Raw genomic sequence first — 18,284 nt, 5'->3', positions numbered from 1 at the left:
GAAATCCTAGACTACCTGTACATCACAGGCGTCAAGGAGAAGGCTTTGCAGCCGCTGTTATCAAACGTGAAAGTGCTGGACCTGAGCCGGATTCTGGCCGGCCCCTGGGCCAGCCAGATCCTGGCCGATCTGGGCGCAGACGTCATCAAGGTCGAGCGGCCAGGCCTGGGCGACGACACCCGGTCATGGGGCCCGCCGTTCCTGAAAGACGAACAGGGCCAGGACACCACCGACGGTGCCTATTTCATCGCCACCAATCGTGGCAAACGTTCCATCACGCTGGACTTGCAGACGCCCGAAGGCCAGGCGCTGGTCAAGGAGCTGTGCCGTGACGCGGACGTCGTGCTTGAGAACTACAAAGTCGGCACGCTGGCCCGCATGGGCCTGGACTACGAATCGCTGTCCAAAATCAACCCGCGCCTGGTGTATTGCTCGGTCACGGGGTTTGGCCAGACCGGCCCGCGCGCAGCGGAACCCGCCTACGACTTTCTGATCCAGGCCATGGGCGGCCTGATGAGCGTCACGGGAGAACGCGACGACAAGCCGGGCGGCGGGCCGCAAAAGGTGGGCGTGCCGATTGTGGACCTGACCACAGGCGTCTACGCCGCGCTGGGTATCGTCGCCGCGCTGCTGCGCCGGTCGCAAACGGGCCAGGGCGAACACATCGATGTGGCCATGCTGGACGTGCAGGTCGGCCTGCTGGCCAACCAGGCGATGAACTTTCTGTTGGGCAATCGCGTGCCGCGCCGCACGGGCACCGCGCATCCCAACATTCAGCCTCAACGCACCTTCGCCTGCGCCGATGGCGACATTGTGATCGTCGTGGGTAACGACGCGCAGTTCGCCACGCTGTGCCGCCTGCTGGGCCAGGATGCGCTGGCGCAAGACCCGCGCTATGTCACCAACAGCCAACGCGTGAAGAACCAGGCCACGCTGGACCCCATCCTGGACGCCATCTTCGCCGCGCAACCCCGCGCGCATTGGCTGGCGGCCTTGAAGCAGGCGGGCGTGCCGGCGGGGTCGATCAATACGGTGCCGGAAGTGTTTGAAGACCCGCAGGTCGTGCACCGCGCCATGCTGCGCCGGCTGCCGCATCCCGCTGCCGGCTCGGTGCCGCAAGTGATGAACCCCTTGCGCTTCGCGACATCGGATTTGCGCGTGGATCGCGCGCCGCCGCTGTTGGGCGAGCACACAGAACAAGTGCTGGAGGAACTGGGCATGAGCGCCAAGCAGATCCAGGATTTCCGCGACCGCAAGATCATATAAATCAAACGGAGACTGCTTCATGACCTACCCGGAAAATCTCGCCGGCCCCTACACCGCGCTTGACGTCTCGATAGACGGCGGCGTCGCCATCATCCTGCTTGCCAACCCGCCGGTGAACGCGTTGAGCACCGAGATGATGAACGAACTGTCGTGGGTGCTGGACCGCATCTCTGAAACCCCCGAGGTCCGCGCTGTGGTGCTGTCCGGGCAAGGCAAAACGTTCTGCGCCGGCGCCGACTTGAAGACCCGTGCCGCCACGATCAAAGGGCCGGGAGATCTTCCGCAGCATTCGCGCCGCACCCGCGAGTGCTTTCACGCCATCCGCGAATGCGCCAAGCCCGTCATCGGCGCCATCAATGGCGCGGCGCTGGGCGCGGGCCTGGCCATCGTGGCGTCGTGCGACATCTTGCTGGCCGCCAATACCGCGGTGGTGGGCCTGCCGGAAATCAATGTCGGCCTGCTGGGCGGCGGCCGCCACGGCATGCGGCTGTTCAGCCATTCGCGCCTGCGCAGAATGATGCTGACCGGCTTGCGGGTTGATGGCGATGAGCTCTACCGGCTGGGCATTGTTGAAGCCTCGGTTCCCGCCGACGCCTTGATGGACCGCGCCATGGAGCTGGCGCGCGAACTGGCGTCCAAGAGCCCGCTGGCAAGCGTGCTGGCCAAGCAGACGCTGAACGCCATCGAAGACATGAGCCTGCGCGACGGCTACCGGTACGAGCAGGACATGACGGCCGCCATCGCCAAAACCGAAGACGCCCAGGAAGCGCGCCGTGCGTTTCTGGAAAAGCGCGCGCCGGTCTTCCAAGGCCGCTAAGGAGACAAGATGACCCGTGCGCTAGAAGGCGTAAAAGTCCTGGACTTGAGCCGCGTGTTCTCCGGCCCCTGGGCCGCGCAAATGTTGGCGGACTTTGGCGCCGACGTGATCAAGGTGGAACGCCCGGGGCGCGGTGACGACGTCCGGCACCAAGGCTATCCGATGCCCGGCCGCAACGGCGAAGCCAGCCCGCAAACCTCGTCGTTCGTGGCGATGAACCGCGGCAAGAAATCATTGACGATCGATATCTCGCGGCCGGAAGGCCAGGCGCTGGTGCGCCGGCTGGCGCAAACCGCCGACATCGTGATCGAGAATTTCAAAGCGGGCGACCTGCGCCGCTATGGGCTGGACTACGCCGCGCTGTCGGCGATAAATCCCCGGCTGGTGTATTGCTCGATCACCGGCTTCGGCCAGACAGGGCCGTACAGCCACCTGCCCGGCTACGACCCGATCTTCCAATCCATGAGCGGCCTAATGAGCGTCACAGGCGTGCCCGATGGCGAGCCGGGCGCGGGGCCGGTGAAGGCGGGCTATTCCGTGTCGGACTTGACCGCGGGCTTCTACGCGGTGGCCGCCATCCTCGCGGCCTTGCATCACAGGAACCAGATTTCGGGGGTGGGCCAGCATATCGATCTGGCGCTGCTGGACGCGCAGATTGCCGCAATTTCGCATATCGGCATGAACTATCTGGCCAGCGGAAAATTGCCTGCGCGCATGGGTTCGGCGTCGCAGATCACCGCCCCTTTTCGCGCGTTCGCTTGCAGCGATGGCCATCTAATGGTGGCGGTGGGCAATGACTCGCAATTCCGCAGCTTCTGCAAGGTTATCGGGCTGCCCGAGCTGGCTGACGATACGCGCTTTTTGACCAACCCCTTGCGCGCCGCGGCGCAAGCCGAGCTGTCACGCCTGATCGAACCGGCGATGCGCCTGCGCACCGCCCAAGCGTGGAACGACGCGCTGGCCGCCGCCAACGTGCCTTGCGGCCCCATCTATACGATGGACCAGGTGTTTGAAGACCCGCAGGTGCGGCATCGCAAGGTGCTGGGCAGCGTTAACCACCCCGAGCTTGGCGCCATGCCGGTTATCAACAACCCCATTCATTTTTCCGAAACGCCCATCACATCCGGCCTGCCCCCGCCGCTGCTGGGCGAACACACCGCGCAGGTGCTGCGCGCGGAACTGGGGTTGTCCGACGACGAGATCGCCCGCCTGCACGCGGAGGGCATCGTATGAACGCCGTTGACCACGACCTCATCGAAGCCATTCGCGACAGCGCACGCGACCTGCTCTCCAGGCGCGATCAGCGCCAAAGAAAGCGGGCCGCGCGCGCCGCAGACCGGGACTACTGGCAAGAGATCGCCGCGGCCGGCTGGGTCGGCATGAGCGTGCCGGAAGCGCTTGGCGGCCTGGGCTTGGGCTGGCACGCGATGGCGGCCGTGATGGAAGAAGCGGGACGCGCGCAATTGCCCGAGCCGCTGGTGGGCGCAGGCGTGCTCACCAGCGCGCTGCTGACGCGCATTGATCCGGCGCCGGGTTCCACGCTGCGCGATCAGCTGCTGCAAGATGTATGCGCCGGCACGCGCATCATCGGTGTGGCATGGCAAGAGACAGAAGGCCAGCTGGAAGCCGGCGAAGCGGCAGGCGCATTTGGAGTCAGCGTCACGGCGCGCGAAGGCGCTTACGTGCTGAACGGAGAAAAGCGCCACGTCATTCCCGGCGAAGGTGTGGACGGCTGGCTGGTGACGGCCGACGGCGAACACGGCACCGCGCTGTTCTATGTGGAAGCCGGCGCCCCCGGCATCACGGCGCACCTGCACACGCGCGCCGACGGCACGCCGGCCTGCCACCTGAGCATTGAGTCCGCGACGGTGTCCGCAGACGCGCTTGTGGCGCGCCATGACGTGATGGACGCCGTTGACCACGCGCTGGACTACGGCCGGTTGATGCAGTCCGCAGAACTGATCGGCGTGGCCCGGCAGGTGCTCGCCGACACCGTCGCCTACCTGAACACGCGCCAGCAATTCGGCAAACCCTTGTCGTCGTTTCAAGCGTTGCAACACCGCGTGGTAGACGCCGCAACGCAAATTGAACTGGCGGCAAGCAGTTTGCAAGACGCGCTGAACGCGTTGGCCGAGACGCCCCAGGCCATCATTGCGCGTCAGGCCGCGGCCAGCCGCGTCAAGGCACGCGCGGCGCGCGCCGGGCTGGAAGCCTCACGCTTGGCCATCCAGCTACACGGGGCCATCGGCTACACGGAAGAATGCGATGTGAGCCTGCACTTCCGCAGCGCCCTGCACCTGTCCGCCTGGCTGGGCAACGCCACCGCCCACCGCCAGCGCTACGGCGCATTGGCGGACGACCCCGCCCCGCTGGCGGATAACGCCGGCGAACCGGACGACACCGCCGCGCCCTTTCCCCAGGATGCCGATTGGAATGGCATGCCTGAGGCCGAATTCCGCGCGCTGCTGCGCCGCTTCTTCCGCGCGCACTATCCGGCGCACCTGCGTCACGTTCCGTGGCGGCTGCATTGGGACGAGATCAAGGCGTGGTACTTCACGCTGTCGCGCCAGGGCTGGATTGCCCCGTCCTGGCCGCGCGAACACGGCGGCATGGCGTTATCGCCCGCCCGCCAGATTGCGTTCATCGAAGAAGCCGAACGCTATGGCGTGGCGCGCGCTCCCGATCAAGGCCTGGTGATGCTGGGCCCGATTCTGATCCGTTACGGCACCGACGAACAGCGCGCCCGCTTTCTGCCGGGCATTCTGTCGGGCGAGGCCGTGTGGGCGCAGGGGTATTCCGAACCCAACGCCGGTTCCGATCTGGCGTCGTTGCGCTGCGAAGCGGTGGCGGACGGCGACGACCTCATCGTGACCGGGCAAAAGACCTGGTCAACGTTGGCGCAAGACGCCACCCACATGTTCATGCTGGTCCGCACCGACAAGAGCGTGAAGAAGCAGGCGGGCATCAGCTTTCTGCTGGTGGATCTGAACCTGCCCGGCATCAGCCGCCGCCCGATTCGAACCTTGTCCGGGCATGAAGAATTCTGCGAAGTCTTCTTTGATCAGGTCCGCGTGCCGCGTGCGAACGTGGTGGGCGAACTGAATGCGGGATGGACCATCGCGAAGGCGCTGCTGGGGTTTGAACGGCTGTTTAGCGGCAGCCCCAAGCATGCCAGCCATGCGTTGCAGCAACTCTTCAGCATTGCGCGGCAACGCGGCCTGCTGGCCGACCCGGCATTCACAGACAGGCTCGCCGAGCTGCGGCTGGATAGCGCCGACCTGACCGCCATGTACCGCGTGTTCGCCGACCTGGCCCGTGCCGGGCGGCCGCTGCCGCCGGAGCTGTCGCTATTGAAAATCTGGGCCACCGAAACCCACGAACGCCTGGGTGCGCTGCTGATCCAGATTGCCGACGAATATGGCGGCGCCGACATGCGGCTGGGCTATGGCAACAGCGGCGTCCAACCGCTGGCGCCGTACATCAACGCACTGGCCGCCACCATCTTCAGCGGCACCAACGAGATTCAACGCAACATCTACGCCAAACAGGTCTTGGGCCTGGACGGCGCATAACAACATGGCGCCGGCACGACCCGGCGCGACCTGGAGAGAGACCATGCACAAAGCACCCGCACTGACGGTGGCGGCAATACTATTGGGCGCCGCCCTGCTGCCCGCGGCGCACGCCGCCCAACCCTGGCCCAGCCAGCCCATCCGCATGATCGTGCCGTATCCGCCCGGCGGCTCGGTGGACAACCTGGCCCGCCTGCTGGCCCCCGCATTGGGCAAACGGCTGGGCCAGACCATCGTGATTGAAAACAAGGCCGGCGCCAGCGGCACCATTGGCGTGGACGCCACCGTGCGCGCCACCCCCGACGGCAACACGTTCGGCTTTGGCGTGCCGGGCGCCATTACTGGTTTGCCGCACGTCATGAAGGTGCCGTACGACGTGGGCAGCATCCAGTATGTGTCGCTGGTTGCCCGCATTCCGCAGGTGATCATGGTCAACCCGGCGCTGCCCGACACGACGCTGGCCGCCTTCGTCAATGACGCCAAGCAGCATCCTGGCAAGATCAACTACGGCTCCGCCGGCAACGTCACCACGCCGCATCTGGGCGGCGAATTGCTGAAGCAGCAAACCGGCATCGACATCATGCATGTGCCGTACAAGGGCGCAGCGCCGGCCGTGACGGCGCTGCTGTCCAACGAGGTGCAGATGTTCCCCGGCGATGCGTCGGCCGCGCTGGGCTTTATCAAAGCGGGCAAGCTGCGCGCCTTGGCCGTGGCCAGCCCCGAACGCTTCGAAGGCCTGCCTGATGTGCCGACCACGCGCGAAGCCGGCTTTCCCGGCGTGATCGTGGAATCGAACTACGGCATCATCGCGCCCACCGGCACGCCCAAAGACATCGTGGACAAAATGGCCGACGCCATCGCCCAATCCCTGGCGGACCCGGCGTTGCGCCAGAAGATGATCGACCAGGGGGCCATCCCCGCGGCCACCACGCCCGACCAGTACCGCACGCTGATGGAAACGGAATCAAAGAAATGGGGCGAGGTCATCCGGCGCGGCAAGCTGGGGCTGGAATGACCCATTGCCGTGCGCTTTGCCGTACGCTTATGCCGTTGCTTGCGCCCCTAACCGTGAACTGCCGAACATGCCTTCTGCCAAAGCCACTGGCCTGAGCCTGGACCTGACCGCCGATCTGCACAAGTGGAGGGCGTTCCTGGCCATTGCGGAACTCGGCAGCATCACACGCGCCGCGCTCTACCTGGACCAGGATCAATCGGTGCTTAGCCGCCGCATCAACGCATTGGAGCGTGAATGCAATGCGCGGCTATTCAACCGGACGGGGCGCGGCGTGCATTTATCCGAAGTGGGAGAGCGCCTGTTTCCGCTGGTGCAGACGCTGCTCAATGACGCCGAGCGGCTGGAGCTGGAGCTCAATGGGCAGGCGCGCGAACCGGCGGGGGAAGTGACGCTGGGGCTGCTGCCGTCGACCGCGCATCCGCTCATCCGCCGCCTGTTTTCGCGGCTGCGCAAAGAATTCCCAAAGGTGCACCTGAAGATTCTGGAGGGTTCCAGCGGCCAGATCGAAGAGTGGCTGACCGACAGCCGCGTGGACATCGCCATCCTGTACCGGTATGGCGACAAATGCCCGCCCGGCGAACAGGCATTGGCCTACGTGGATTCCTACCTGGTGGGCGCGGCGGGCGACGCGCGCACGCAATCCGGCGAGGTCACGTTCGACCAGCTCAATGGCTTGCCCTTCATCTTGCCGGGCGCCCCCAACGGCCTGCGCAATGCGCTGGATGGGCTGGCGCGGGCGCGCAAGATCACCATTGCGCCGCTGATCGAGGCGGACTCGCTGCCGTTGATGAAGTCCATCGTCGAGCACGAAAAGATGTACACCGTGCTGCCCCTGCACGCCGTCTGGCAAGAGGTGCAGGAAGGCCGGCTCAGCATTGCCGCGCTGCGCGATCCCACCATGGGCCGCATTATCTCGATGGCGTTTTCGCGTTCGAAAGGGCCGGGGCGCACCGTTATGGAAGTGGCGGCGCAGATTGAAACGCTGGTGCGTGAGATCGGCGGCGAAGGCGTGTGGCACGCCAGCCCGTGATGGCTGGCGCGGGAAGCCTAGGCAAAACCGTATAGCCGCGCCGGGTTGTCCACCCATACTTTTCTGCGCAAGCTGTCGCTGCCCAGCCATGCATGCGCCACATCCACCAAGGCGTCCGCCGACGGCGCGGATGCGCCCATCCGAACGAACGGCCAATCCGATCCCCACAACACCTGATCCGGGTTCGCAGCGGTGAATGCGTCGTGTATGTAGCGTGCGTTCTCATAGCCGGGCGCAGCGCCCACCCGGCACAAGGTCAGCTTCATCCAGATGCGGCCCTCGGCCAGCAGGCGGTGCAACAGCTGAAAAGCCGGGTCCTGCTCCCCGCGCGCCGGCACCACACTGCCCAGGTGATCAATAACGATGGGCACGTCCAGCGCCGCCAGCGCGGGCAGATGCCGCACATAGGCATCGCAAGGGGCCCATAGCTGCGCGTGCAGGCCAAACTGCTTCATGCGCGGCGCCAGCGCCGCCAGCTGCGCAAAGCCCACGCTGCCGGGAAACAGATTGCCGGCCGGATCGCGCGCTTCCAGAAACCGCAAGCCGCGCACGCCGCCGTCCACCATCGCCTGCAACTGCGCATCCGTCACCGATGGATCGGCCACCGCAATGCCGCGCAGCCGGTCACCGCCCTGCGCCAGCGCATCCAATAGCGCCGACGGGTTCACCCCATACGGGGCCGGCTGCACCAGCACGCCGCGCGCCGCCCCTAGCGTGTCCAGCATGCGCAGGTAACGATCCACCGGCGCGTCCGGCGCGGCGTAAGACGAGGGATGCTGCAAGGGAAACCGGTCATACGGCCCGAACACATGGCAGTGCGTGTCGCAGGCCAGGGCAGGCAAAGCGTGTTGCGGCGCCACCGGCATGCGCGGCATTTCCGCGTTCATCACCGCTTCTTGCGCGCTCATGATGGCTCCTTGCGCGCCAGCGGCGGCATGGCGCTCAATGCCGGCTGACCGTTTTCGCGCGGCGTGTCCAGCGGCGCGGGCGCGTCGTCCGGCATGGGAATCTCGTGCGCGTTCAAGGTCATGGACACCATCGTGTAGTAGCCGATCACGGCCGTCAGTTCAACGACGCCCACCGCCGCCCAGCGCTCAACGGCTTGCGCGTAAAGAACAGGCTCCACCTGCCCCGTCTCTTGCAGCTGGCGCGCAAACTCATACACCACCTCGTCATCGCGCGTATCGAACACGGGCTGCGTGCGCGCCTGAATGGCATTGATCACGGCATCCGAAATACCCGCGGCGCGCGCCGCCTGCGCATGGATATACCATTCGATCTGGCTGTTCCAGCGGCGCGCCGTGACCACGATGGCCAGTTCGCTGACGCGCGGCGGCAGGCTGGTGCCAAAGCGCAGCAACGCGCCCAGCGCCTGCCAGCGCTCGGCCAGCTCTGGGTTGTGCAATGCCGCACGCAAGGGGCCGACCAGGCGGCCACGCGGCCCCGAGACGATCTTCTCGTACACGCGCTTCTGGTCGTCGGTCATGCTGTCAGGAGAAGGCAGCGGGATACGGCTCATCATCGTCCTTGGTTAAGGGGTTTCGTCGGGTTGGCTACGCACGACCGACGGGCGTTCGGAGAAATTCCGATGCCATGCCGCCAGCGCGTCATGCCCATCGCGCCAGGCGATGTCAGGAAAACGATAGTCCATGTACGACAGCGCGCAGCCGATCGCGATCAGGCCCAGATCAAAGGGCGTGGACGCCAACGCAGACGCCTCGGCGTCCAAGGCCGCCAGCACCGAGCGCACCTTCAGCGCGAACGCATCCAGCCAGGCCGCCGTCTGCTTTTCCACAGGCTTGTTGCGCTCTTGCCGATACAGCAGCAAGGCATCCAGAAAGCCATCGCCCAGCGCCTGCCGGCGTTCCGCCACCAACCGCGCGTGCGGCTCGCGGGGCAGCAAGCGTCCGCCCGCCAGACCGTCCAGATAGGCGCAGATCACACGCGAGTCATACACCGGCGTGCCATCGTCCAGCACCAGCGTCGGCAACTTGATCAAGGGGTTGTCCGGAATCAGATCCAGATTGGGCTTGTCCATGGCCACCGGCGTACGCACCGGCGTCACACGGTCTTCCATGCCCGTTTCGTACAACACAATCATCACCTTGCGCACAAAGGGCGACCGTGGCGACCAATGCAGTTTCATCGTTCAGCTCCTGATTCGTTGAGTCTAATCCTGACGGGTTCAATGCCCCTGCGCGGGCCGCACGGCGGGGTCGTTCGCCGCGTCCGGCGCCAGCATCTGGAACAGATCGCTGGTGTGCGCATACCAGCCCGCGCCATGCATGCGGCCCAGCAAGCGCAAGGCGGGCGTGTCCACGTAGAAGCGGTCGCGGTTCAACAGCGCGTCATCGCGCAGGTACATGCCCACCACGCGCGCCAGCACAATCACCCGCTGCGGCGCGGCCTCGATCACTTGCCAGACCTTGCATTCCAGCGCGGCGGGACTTTGCGCGATGCGCGGCGGCGCCACCGTTTGCGACGGCTCGGTCGCAAGACCGGCACGCACCAATTCGTTGACGTCGGCGTGATAGTCCAGGCTGGTGCGGTTCATCTGTTCGGCAAGCTCGGCGGATACCAGGTTGATCACGAACTCACGCGTGTCCACAATGTTGCGCGACGTGTCCTTTAACTGTCCGCCCCGGGGGCCGATGCCCAGCGCCACAATCGGCGGATCGCTGCTGACCACATTGAAGAACGAGAAAGGTGCGGCGTTGATGTCGCCGGTTGCCGACTGGCTGACCACCCACGCGATGGGGCGCGGCACAACCACGCTGGACAGCAGCTTGAACGCATCGGACGAGGCCAGCTGGCTGAAGTCAAAGTTCATCGTGGCATCGCCTTGCGCGCGGGGGCTGGAAAGATCTGCGTCATTTTGCCAGCAGCCCCAAGGAGCCCAGCAACTGCTGCATGTCGGCGCGGTCGCGGCGCACATAGGCGTCGGCATCCGCCGGGGACAGCGCCATCAGCTCGATGGCTTGTTCCTGCATGACGCGGCGGTAGTCGGGGTCGCTGTTCACGGCTTTGACCGCATCGCTCAGGCGCTGCACAACGTCGGGCGGCGTACCTGCCGGGGCCGCCAGGCTGTACCACGTGGCCGCCTGCGCGCCCGGGATGCCGGCTTCTTCCAGCGTAGGCACGTCCGGCAACAAGGCCGAACGCTTGTCGGCCGCATAAGCCAGCGCCTTCAACCGGCCCTGGCGGATGAACGGCAAGCTGGCCGACAGGTTCAGCATGGCCAGATCGATCTGGCCGCCCACCGCATCATTGATGGCGGGCGACGCGCCCGCGTAGGGAATGTGGTTCAGCTGGATGTGCGCCTTTTGCTGGAACAGTTCAGCGCCCAGATGCGTGGCGCCGCCCACCCCGGCCGAACCGTAGCTGAGCTTGCCGGGCTCGGCGCGGGCGCGTTCGACCAGCGCCGCCACGCTGTCGATGCCGCGCGACGGATTCACGACCAACATGATCGGCTGCACCGCCACTACCGAACAAAACGCAAACCCGTCCACGCCGTCATAAGGCGTCTTTTGCATCAAGGGCGTGACGACATGGCCAGCGGAGGTGCCAAGCAACAGCGTGTAGCCATCCGGCTTGGCGCGCGCCACAAAACCCGTGCCGATGGACGCGCCGCCGCCCGGCTTGTTTTCCACCACCACCGGCTGGCCCAGCCGCTTCTCCAGCGCGCGCCCTAAGCTGCGCGCCACCACATCGGCCGGGCCGCCCGCGGCATAGGGGTTGATCAGCGTCAGCGGATGGTCAGGGTAAGCCGCCGCCTGGGCCAGGGGCGTGAACGCGCACGTGGCCAGGGCCGCCACAAGCAGGGATCGGATCATCGAAGTCATTGGATTTCCCGTGGAAGTCGTCGCGCGAAGCGCATGGCAAACGTCGCGCCGGCAGCGCCGCATTCAATCCGCGCGCGCCCCGGACTGCTTGATCACCTGCGCCCACTTCGCCGTGTCGGTCTGGATTTGCGCGGCGAACGCTTCAGGCATGCTGTGTGTGGTCTGGATGCCGTAAGCGGCCATGCGTTCGACCATCTGCGGCGATGTCATGACCGCCTTGATGTCCTGATTCAGCTTGTCGATGACGGCGCGAGGGGTGCCGGCGGGCGCCAGCACGCCTGACCATAAGCTGACTTCGTAGGATTCAAAGCCGGGCGATTCTGAAATCGACGGCACGTCGGGCAACGCCGGCAACCGCTTCCGGCTGGTCACGCCCAGCGCATGCACCTTGCCCTGCTTGACCTGTTCGATAAAGTTGGACGACGTATCGATCATCATCGAGATACGCCCAGCCAGAAAATCATTGATGGCGCCCGACGTGCCCTTGTACGGGATGTGGCGGATATCGACGCCTGCCGTCGACTTGAACATTTCGCCCGCCAGATGGCTGGTGGTGCCATTGCCCGACGAACTGAACGTAAGTTCACCCGGCCGTTGCTTGGCCAGCGCCGCCAATTCCGCCACGGAGTTGACCTTCAATTCCGGGTTCACCACCAGCAGATTCGACGTCAGATTCGTCATCGAAATCGGCGCAAAGCTTTTCTGCGGGTCGTAGCGCAGCTTGGCGTACAGCGACGGGTTGATCGTCAACACGCCCATCGTGGAATACAGCAAGGTGTAGCCATCGGGCGCCGCACTGGCCACGGCCTCGGCGCCGATCGACCCGCCCGCGCCGCCCCGGTTTTCCACGACGACGGCCTGCCCAAGCTTTTCTCCCAAGCCCTGCGCGAGCGCGCGGGCCATCAGGTCGGTGGCGCCCCCTGCGGGGAAGGGCACGATCATCCGGACCGGATGGTCGGGGTAGGTGCCGGCCATGGCCGGCGTCAACGGGGTCAGCCCTAAGCCCAGACCCAAACCCAGGCCAACCCACACCAGCGCACTTGCGATCTTCATGCTGTCTCCGAACATTGTTTCTTGTGTTTGGAGCATGGTAGGCGCGGCGCCTGGGCGGCGCTATGCGCTGAATCGCATATCTGTTTTGTCGGGCGGCGTACGCGGCCAGTTGGCCCCCACCAACGGATGGCGGGTAGCGCCAAACTCTCGCGCAACGGTCAGCGCAGCTCGTGGGGCATCAGCCGTCCGACCACACGCCCGACCTCAACAGCGGTTCCAGAATACCGGCCGTGTACACCCGCGCCACGTTTTGCAGGAACGCGGTGAAGTCGGTCTTTGCGGCATGGTCGGCGCGGTCGGAAATAACGCGCATCACGGCGAAGGGGATGCCGAATTCATAGCAGATCTGCGCCATCGCCGCGCCTTCCATTTCCACGCACAACGCATCGGGCAAGCGCTTGCGCAGCGCCTGCGCATCGTCGTTATGGCTGACGAATACATCGCCGGTGGCGATCAGGCCTTGGTGGACGCGGGGCTTGGCAAGGGTTGCGCCGGGCGGTACGACGGGCATGTCGCGCTGGCTTGCAAAGCGTGCCGCGCTGTCATACAGCTGCTGGCTCAAGGCCGCATCCGCGTCAAACTGCACGCGCCCCAGCAAGGGGATCTCGTGTTGATCGAACAACGGCCGCGCGTCCATGTCATGCTGCATCAAGGTGCTGGCCACCACCACGTCGCCCACGTCCACGTCCGCATGCAAGCCCCCCGCAAGCCCCGTGAAGATCACGCGCGACACCTGGAATTCCCGGATGACGATCGTTGCCGTTGCCGCCGCCGCCACCTTGCCGATGCGGCTGAGCGCGATCACGCAGGGCGTGCCCCACAACGTGCCCACGTGAAAATCGCGCATGGCGATGCGGTGTACGGCCGCGCCCGGGTCCATCGCGGCGAGCAGGTCGGCGATTTCTTCGTGCAAGGCGCCCAGAATGGCAAGACGTTCCATGATGTCCTTCGATGCGGATTGGCGTAGCGGCGCGACGTCGAACCCGCCCGCCGCGCCCAGCGCGCAACATACTCCAAAAGCCGGTGCGCCGCGCGGCGGCCTCGCTACCCCGTGTACCCCAGCGCAGCGCTTGCCGCCGCCGCTTCTTTTTTCACCGCCGCCACCACCTTTCCGCCCGGCGACACGTCGAAGCCGCCGGTCGCGCCCAGCGCCGTCAGCACCGCGCAGGGCCGGCCGGTGTGGTCATACAGGGGCGCGGACACTGCGCTGATCCCGCGCAGATTCGTGTCCTTCACCGTCGCACAACCCGCCGCGCGCACGTCACGCCGCAATACGCCGATGGGATCGTCATGGTCCAGCAACGCGCGCAATTCCTGCGGTGCGTCCGCCAGTTCCGCCAGCGCCATCTGCTGCACCGGCGCTTCGTCCAGCGCACCCAAAAACGCGCGCCCCGTCGCCGACCACAGCATCGACAGCACCGACCCCACGCGCACGTTCACGGTAATCGGCAGGCCCGGTTCCTCGAAGCGAACGATGGTCGGCCCCTTGTTGCCCATCACCGCGATGAAGCACGTGACGGCCAGGCTTTCGCGCAGCCGGATCAGCGCGGGTTCGCTGATTCGTAAGGGATCGGCCTGACGCATGGCGGCCACGCCCACGAACAGCGCTTCCAGGCCCAGGTGGTATTGCTGCGTGGCGACCTCCTGGTCCACCAGCCCCTCGGCGATCAGGCTCATCAGGTAGCGGTGCACCTTGGCGGGGCTTTCGCCAACGTGGGCCGCCAGCGCTGTCAGGCTTGCGCGGCCGCCCATGCGGGCCAGGCCCTTCAATACCACCATGCCGGTCTCGGCGGCCTGGACCCGCTGACGGCGTGCGCGCGGGCTGGCGGCCGATTCCTGATCGGAATCGGTGGCAGACGATTCGGGCGGCGGGACGGCTTGACTCATATCGGGGTGCGGCTCCAGGTAAACAGGTTCGCTGGCAGCGCGGAACACGCTGTCCAAGGACGGAGCCAAGGTTAACCCTTCTTGAAAAATTACGCATTGCGTATATGATTTACGCAAAAGAAGGGATGCCAACAGGCTATCCCAATAAGGAGACAGCCTATGCGCACCTTGAAGCACCCCATCCTGACCGCCCTCTTGGCCTTGCCCCTGCTGGCCTGTACCGGCGCGTCGGCCCAGCAAACCCCGGCCGCCTATCCGTCCAAGCCCGTGCGCTGGATCGTGCCTTACGCTGCGGGCGGTGGTTCTGATTTCCTGGCGCGCAGCATCGGCCAGGGCTTGACGGGCCGCCTGAACCAGCCGGTCGTGATCGAGAACAAGCCGGGCGGCAACACCGCCATCGCCGCCTCCGAAACCGCCCGCGCGCCCGCCGACGGCTACACCATGCTGTCTGCCGACAACGGCACCCTGGTGTTCAACCCGGCGCTGTACAAGAAGCTGTCATACGACCCCGCGAAAGACCTGGCCCCCGTCACGCTGATGGGCCGCTTCCCGATGATTCTTGTCGTCGGACCCGCGATGAAGGTCAACACGGTGCAAGAGTTTCTGGCTGAAGCCAAGTCGCGCAAAGACGGCCTGGACTACGGTTCGGCCGGCGCCGGCAGCCCGCACCACCTGGCGATGGAACTGCTGAAAGTAGAAAGCGGCCTGACCATGACGCACGTGCCGTACCGCGGCGCATCGCCCGCGCTGGCGGACGTGGCCGGCGGCCAGATCCCCGCGATGATGGTGGACCTGGCCGCGGGCGCAGGCTTCATCAACGGCGGCAAGGTCCGCGCCCTGGCCGTGGCCAACCCGACCCGGCTCGCGCAATTGCCCGACGTGCCCACCTTCGCCGAAATCGGCCTGAAGAACGTGGAAGCCGCCGCGCAAGTGGGCGTGGTCGTGCCAGCTGGCACGCCGCAAGCGGTGATCGACACGCTGAACAAGCAGGTCGTCGCCACCATCAATGACCCCGCCACGCGACAACGCCTGGTCGAGTTCGGCATCGAGCCGGTCGGCAACACGCCCGCGCAATATGCGGAACTACTGACGGGCGAACGCGCTCGCTGGCAAAAGCTGATCAGCGACCTGCACATCACGCTGGACTAAGCGTTTTCGGCCTGCCTCGCCCGCGGGGCAGGCCCGCTGCAACACGAATACACGGAAGGATTCCATGAGCCAATCGCCCTCCTCCTCGCGCCCGTCGGGCTGTCCCATCGACCACGCGGCGCTTGCCGCGATGCAAAGCCCCACCGGCTGTCCGGTCAGCGCGCGCGCGGCCGAGTTCGACCCCTTTGGCGACGGCTATCAGCAAGATCCGCCCGAGTACGTGCGCTGGGCGCGCGACCAGGAACCCGTGTTCTACAGCCCCAAGCTGGGCTATTGGGTGGTCACGCGGTACGAAGACATCAAGGCCATCTTTCGCGACAACCTCACCTTCAGCCCGTCCATCGCGCTGGAAAAAATCACCCCCACCGGCCCCGAAGCCAACGCCGTGCTGGCGTCCTATGGCTACGCCATGAACCGCACGTTGGTGAACGAAGACGAACCCGCCCACATGCCGCGCCGCCGTGTGCTGATGGACCCGTTCACCCCCGACGAACTGAAGCATCACGAACCCATGGTGCGTCGCCTGACCCGCGAATACGTCGACCGCTTCATCAACGATGGCCGCGCCGATCTGGTCGACCAGATGCTGTGGGAAGTGCCGCTGACCGTGGCGCTGCATTTCCTCGGCGTGCCGGAAGAAGACATGGACCTGCTGCGCCAATATTCCATCGCGCACACGGTCAACACCTGGGGCCGTCCAAAGCCCGAAGAACAAGTTGCGGTGGCGCACGCCGTCGGCAACTTCTGGCAGTTGGCCGGCAAGATCCTGGACAAGATGCGCCAGGACCCGTCCGGCCCCGGCTGGATGCAATACGGCTTGCGCAAGCAACAGACGCACCCGGATGTCGTCACCGATTCTTATCTGCATTCCATGATGATGGCCGGCATCGTCGCCGCCCACGAAACCACCGCCAACGCGTCGGCCAACGCCATCAAGCTGCTGCTGCAACACCCCGACGCCTGGCGCGAAATCTGCGAAGACCCCGACCTGATCCCCAACGCCGTCGAAGAATGCCTGCGCCACAACGGCTCGGTGGCCGCCTGGCGCCGCCTGGCTACGCGCGACGTCGAGATCGCCGGCGTGCCGATTCCGGCGGGATCAAAACTGCTGATCGTCACGTCATCGGCCAACCACGACGAAGGCCAATTCGCCGACGCCGACCTCTTCGACATCCGCCGCGAAAACGCCAGCGACCAGCTCACCTTTGGCTACGGCTCGCACCAATGCATGGGCAAGAACCTGGCCCGCATGGAAATGCAGATCTTCCTGGAAGAGCTCACGCGCCGGCTGCCGCACATGAAGCTGTCGGAACAAGCCTTTACGTATGTGCCGAACACCTCGTTTCGCGGGCCGGAACATTTGTGGGTGGAATGGGACGCCACGCAAAACCCTGAATTGGCGTCGCCCGAACTGCTGAACGATCAACACCCGGTACGCATCGGCGAGCCCTCATCGCACGCCATCACACGGCCGGTCATCGTGCAAAGCGCGGTCGAAGCCGCTGACGGCATCGTGCGCTTGCGCTTGGTCTCGCCCGACGGAAAGCCCCTGCCCCGCTGGACGCCGGGTTCGCATATTGATGTGGAATGCGGCGATACCGGTTTGTCGCGCCAGTACTCGCTGTGCGGCGACCCTGCGGACGCGGGCGTCTTTGAGATTGCGGTACTGAAGGAAACCGAAGGCCGGGGCGGCTCTGCGTGGATGCACGCCAACGCCGTTGCCGGTGCGCGCCTGCGCATCCGGGGTCCGCGTAATCATTTTCGGATGAACGAAGCGGCGGGCAAGCTGATCCTGATTGCCGGGGGAATTGGCATCACCCCCATCAGCGCCATGGCGCGGCGCGCAAAGGCGCTGGGCTTGGATTATCAACTGCACTACAGCGGCCGGTCGCGCGCGTGCATGGCGATGCTGGACGAGTTAACGGCCCTGCACGGCGACCGCATGCATGCCCACGTGAAAGACGAAGGCACCCGCGCCGACTACGCGGCGCTGCTGTCCCAGCCCGACGCCAGCACGCAAATCTATGCATGCGGGCCGCAAGGCTTGCTGGATGCATTGGCGGGCTGCTGCGCATCGTGGCCAGAGGATGCGTTGCGAGTCGAGCACTTCCATTCCACCCTAGGCACGTTGGACCCGTCGAAGGAACAGGCGTTTGAAGTGGTGCTGAAGGATTCCGGCATCGTTTTGAACGTGTCCGCGGATCAGACATTACTGACGGCGCTGCGCGGCGCAAATATCGATGTGCAAAGCGATTGCGAAGAAGGCCTTTGCGGATCGTGCGAAGTGCGGGTGCTGGAAGGAAAGATTGATCATCGGGACGTCGTGCTGACCCGCGCAGAGCGGGATGCGAATAACAAGATGATGGCGTGCTGTTCGCGTGCGTGCGGGGGTGGGAAAGTGGTGTTGGAGCTTTGATTTTTTCGGTGTCAGACTGCAATTCCGCCCGATCAACATTGCAGTCTGACACCGAATCCCCGCTCAATACCCAGCTTGCAATCAGCCGCCATCCGACCCTTCTGGGATACCATCCATCCAAAATCGGATGGCGACGTTTTATCTAGTTCTACTACCTCACCCACTAGTTATCCCCACGCCCATGGCGCAGCGCCAGCCGCGCTTACACCGCCTTCCGACTAGTACAAAAAGCGGTGT

Annotated in this window: 16 protein-coding genes; 8 read left to right on the top strand and 8 right to left on the bottom strand. The window is 65.3% G+C overall.

Annotated features, from left to right (window positions below; all coding sequences use genetic code 11):
• The first annotated feature begins 45 nt into the window (after window positions 1-45).
• The 6 genes from ACFZAI_RS03335 to ACFZAI_RS03310 all read left to right on the top strand — a co-directional run bounded on the left by ACFZAI_RS03335 (window position 46) and on the right by ACFZAI_RS03310 (window position 7,700).
• Window positions 46-1,266 (top strand): CaiB/BaiF CoA transferase family protein, encoded by a 1,221-nt coding sequence (locus tag ACFZAI_RS03335; RefSeq protein ID WP_391565570.1) that lies wholly within the window; start codon window positions 46-48, stop codon window positions 1,264-1,266.
• A gap of 19 nt (window positions 1,267-1,285) precedes the next feature.
• Window positions 1,286-2,083, top strand: a complete 798-nt coding sequence (locus ACFZAI_RS03330) for an enoyl-CoA hydratase/isomerase family protein (protein WP_391565569.1) — start codon at window positions 1,286-1,288, stop codon at window positions 2,081-2,083.
• Window positions 2,084-2,092: 9 nt separating this feature from the next.
• Window positions 2,093-3,316: a CaiB/BaiF CoA transferase family protein gene (locus tag ACFZAI_RS03325; RefSeq protein ID WP_391565568.1), complete on the top strand. Its 1,224-nt coding sequence runs from the start codon at window positions 2,093-2,095 to the stop codon at window positions 3,314-3,316.
• Window positions 3,313-5,655 carry an acyl-CoA dehydrogenase gene (locus tag ACFZAI_RS03320; RefSeq protein WP_391565567.1) on the top strand — a complete coding sequence of 781 codons (2,343 nt, stop codon included), beginning with the start codon at window positions 3,313-3,315 and terminating at the stop codon, window positions 5,653-5,655. Before ACFZAI_RS03325 ends, ACFZAI_RS03320 begins: the two co-directional genes overlap by 4 nt.
• 43 nt (window positions 5,656-5,698) lie before the next feature.
• Window positions 5,699-6,670, top strand: a complete 972-nt coding sequence (locus tag ACFZAI_RS03315) for a Bug family tripartite tricarboxylate transporter substrate binding protein (RefSeq protein ID WP_391565566.1) — start codon at window positions 5,699-5,701, stop codon at window positions 6,668-6,670.
• 67 nt (window positions 6,671-6,737) lie between these two features.
• The gene (locus ACFZAI_RS03310) at window positions 6,738-7,700 is read left to right on the top strand and encodes a LysR family transcriptional regulator (protein WP_391565565.1); all 963 of its coding nucleotides are present in this window, start codon (window positions 6,738-6,740) and stop codon (window positions 7,698-7,700) included.
• A gap of 17 nt (window positions 7,701-7,717) precedes the next feature.
• Here the strand turns inward: ACFZAI_RS03310 and ACFZAI_RS03305 are convergent, their stop codons facing one another.
• The 8 genes from ACFZAI_RS03305 to ACFZAI_RS03270 all read right to left on the bottom strand — a co-directional run bounded on the left by ACFZAI_RS03305 (window position 7,718) and on the right by ACFZAI_RS03270 (window position 14,482).
• A complete protein-coding gene (locus tag ACFZAI_RS03305) occupies window positions 7,718-8,608 on the bottom strand; it encodes an amidohydrolase family protein (protein ID WP_391565564.1) in 891 nt (296 codons plus the stop codon).
• Window positions 8,605-9,219, bottom strand: coding sequence for a carboxymuconolactone decarboxylase family protein (locus ACFZAI_RS03300; protein WP_391566257.1), 615 nt, complete (start codon window positions 9,217-9,219; stop codon window positions 8,605-8,607). The genes ACFZAI_RS03305 and ACFZAI_RS03300 overlap by 4 nt, the downstream gene beginning before the upstream one ends.
• A 12-nt stretch (window positions 9,220-9,231) precedes the next feature.
• On the bottom strand, window positions 9,232-9,846 hold the full coding sequence (locus tag ACFZAI_RS03295; RefSeq protein ID WP_391565563.1) for a glutathione S-transferase family protein: 615 nt from the start codon (window positions 9,844-9,846) through the stop codon (window positions 9,232-9,234).
• Window positions 9,847-9,885: 39 nt separating this feature from the next.
• Entirely contained in the window at window positions 9,886-10,530 is a 645-nt protein-coding gene (locus ACFZAI_RS03290) for a flavin reductase family protein (protein WP_391565562.1), read from the bottom strand.
• A 40-nt stretch (window positions 10,531-10,570) separates the two neighbouring features.
• Complete coding sequence (locus ACFZAI_RS03285) at window positions 10,571-11,542, bottom strand: Bug family tripartite tricarboxylate transporter substrate binding protein (protein ID WP_391565561.1); 972 nt, start codon at window positions 11,540-11,542, stop codon at window positions 10,571-10,573.
• Between the two features lie 63 nt (window positions 11,543-11,605).
• Window positions 11,606-12,595, bottom strand: a complete 990-nt coding sequence (locus tag ACFZAI_RS03280) for a Bug family tripartite tricarboxylate transporter substrate binding protein (RefSeq protein WP_391565560.1) — start codon at window positions 12,593-12,595, stop codon at window positions 11,606-11,608.
• 178 nt (window positions 12,596-12,773) lie between these two features.
• Entirely contained in the window at window positions 12,774-13,535 is a 762-nt protein-coding gene (locus ACFZAI_RS03275; RefSeq protein ID WP_391565559.1) for a 5'-methylthioadenosine/adenosylhomocysteine nucleosidase, read from the bottom strand.
• Window positions 13,536-13,639: 104 nt separating this feature from the next.
• The gene (locus ACFZAI_RS03270; protein ID WP_391565558.1) at window positions 13,640-14,482 is read right to left on the bottom strand and encodes an IclR family transcriptional regulator; all 843 of its coding nucleotides are present in this window, start codon (window positions 14,480-14,482) and stop codon (window positions 13,640-13,642) included.
• 159 nt (window positions 14,483-14,641) lie between these two features.
• Between ACFZAI_RS03270 and ACFZAI_RS03265 the strand changes: the two genes are divergently transcribed.
• Together ACFZAI_RS03265 and ACFZAI_RS03260 are read left to right on the top strand one after the other, a co-directional pair.
• A complete protein-coding gene (locus ACFZAI_RS03265; protein ID WP_391565557.1) occupies window positions 14,642-15,631 on the top strand; it encodes a Bug family tripartite tricarboxylate transporter substrate binding protein in 990 nt (329 codons plus the stop codon).
• A 64-nt stretch (window positions 15,632-15,695) separates the two neighbouring features.
• Window positions 15,696-18,047 (top strand): cytochrome P450/oxidoreductase, encoded by a 2,352-nt coding sequence (locus ACFZAI_RS03260; RefSeq protein ID WP_391565556.1) that lies wholly within the window; start codon window positions 15,696-15,698, stop codon window positions 18,045-18,047.
• Window positions 18,048-18,284: the final 237 nt, after the last annotated feature.

Source organism: Achromobacter sp. NPDC008082 (assembly GCF_042957345.1).
In the GTDB taxonomy this organism is placed as follows: Bacteria; Pseudomonadota; Gammaproteobacteria; order Burkholderiales; family Burkholderiaceae_B; genus Achromobacter; species Achromobacter kerstersii_A.
Note: the sequence above shows the minus strand (reverse complement) of the source record. Positions and strands in the feature narration are given on the sequence as shown.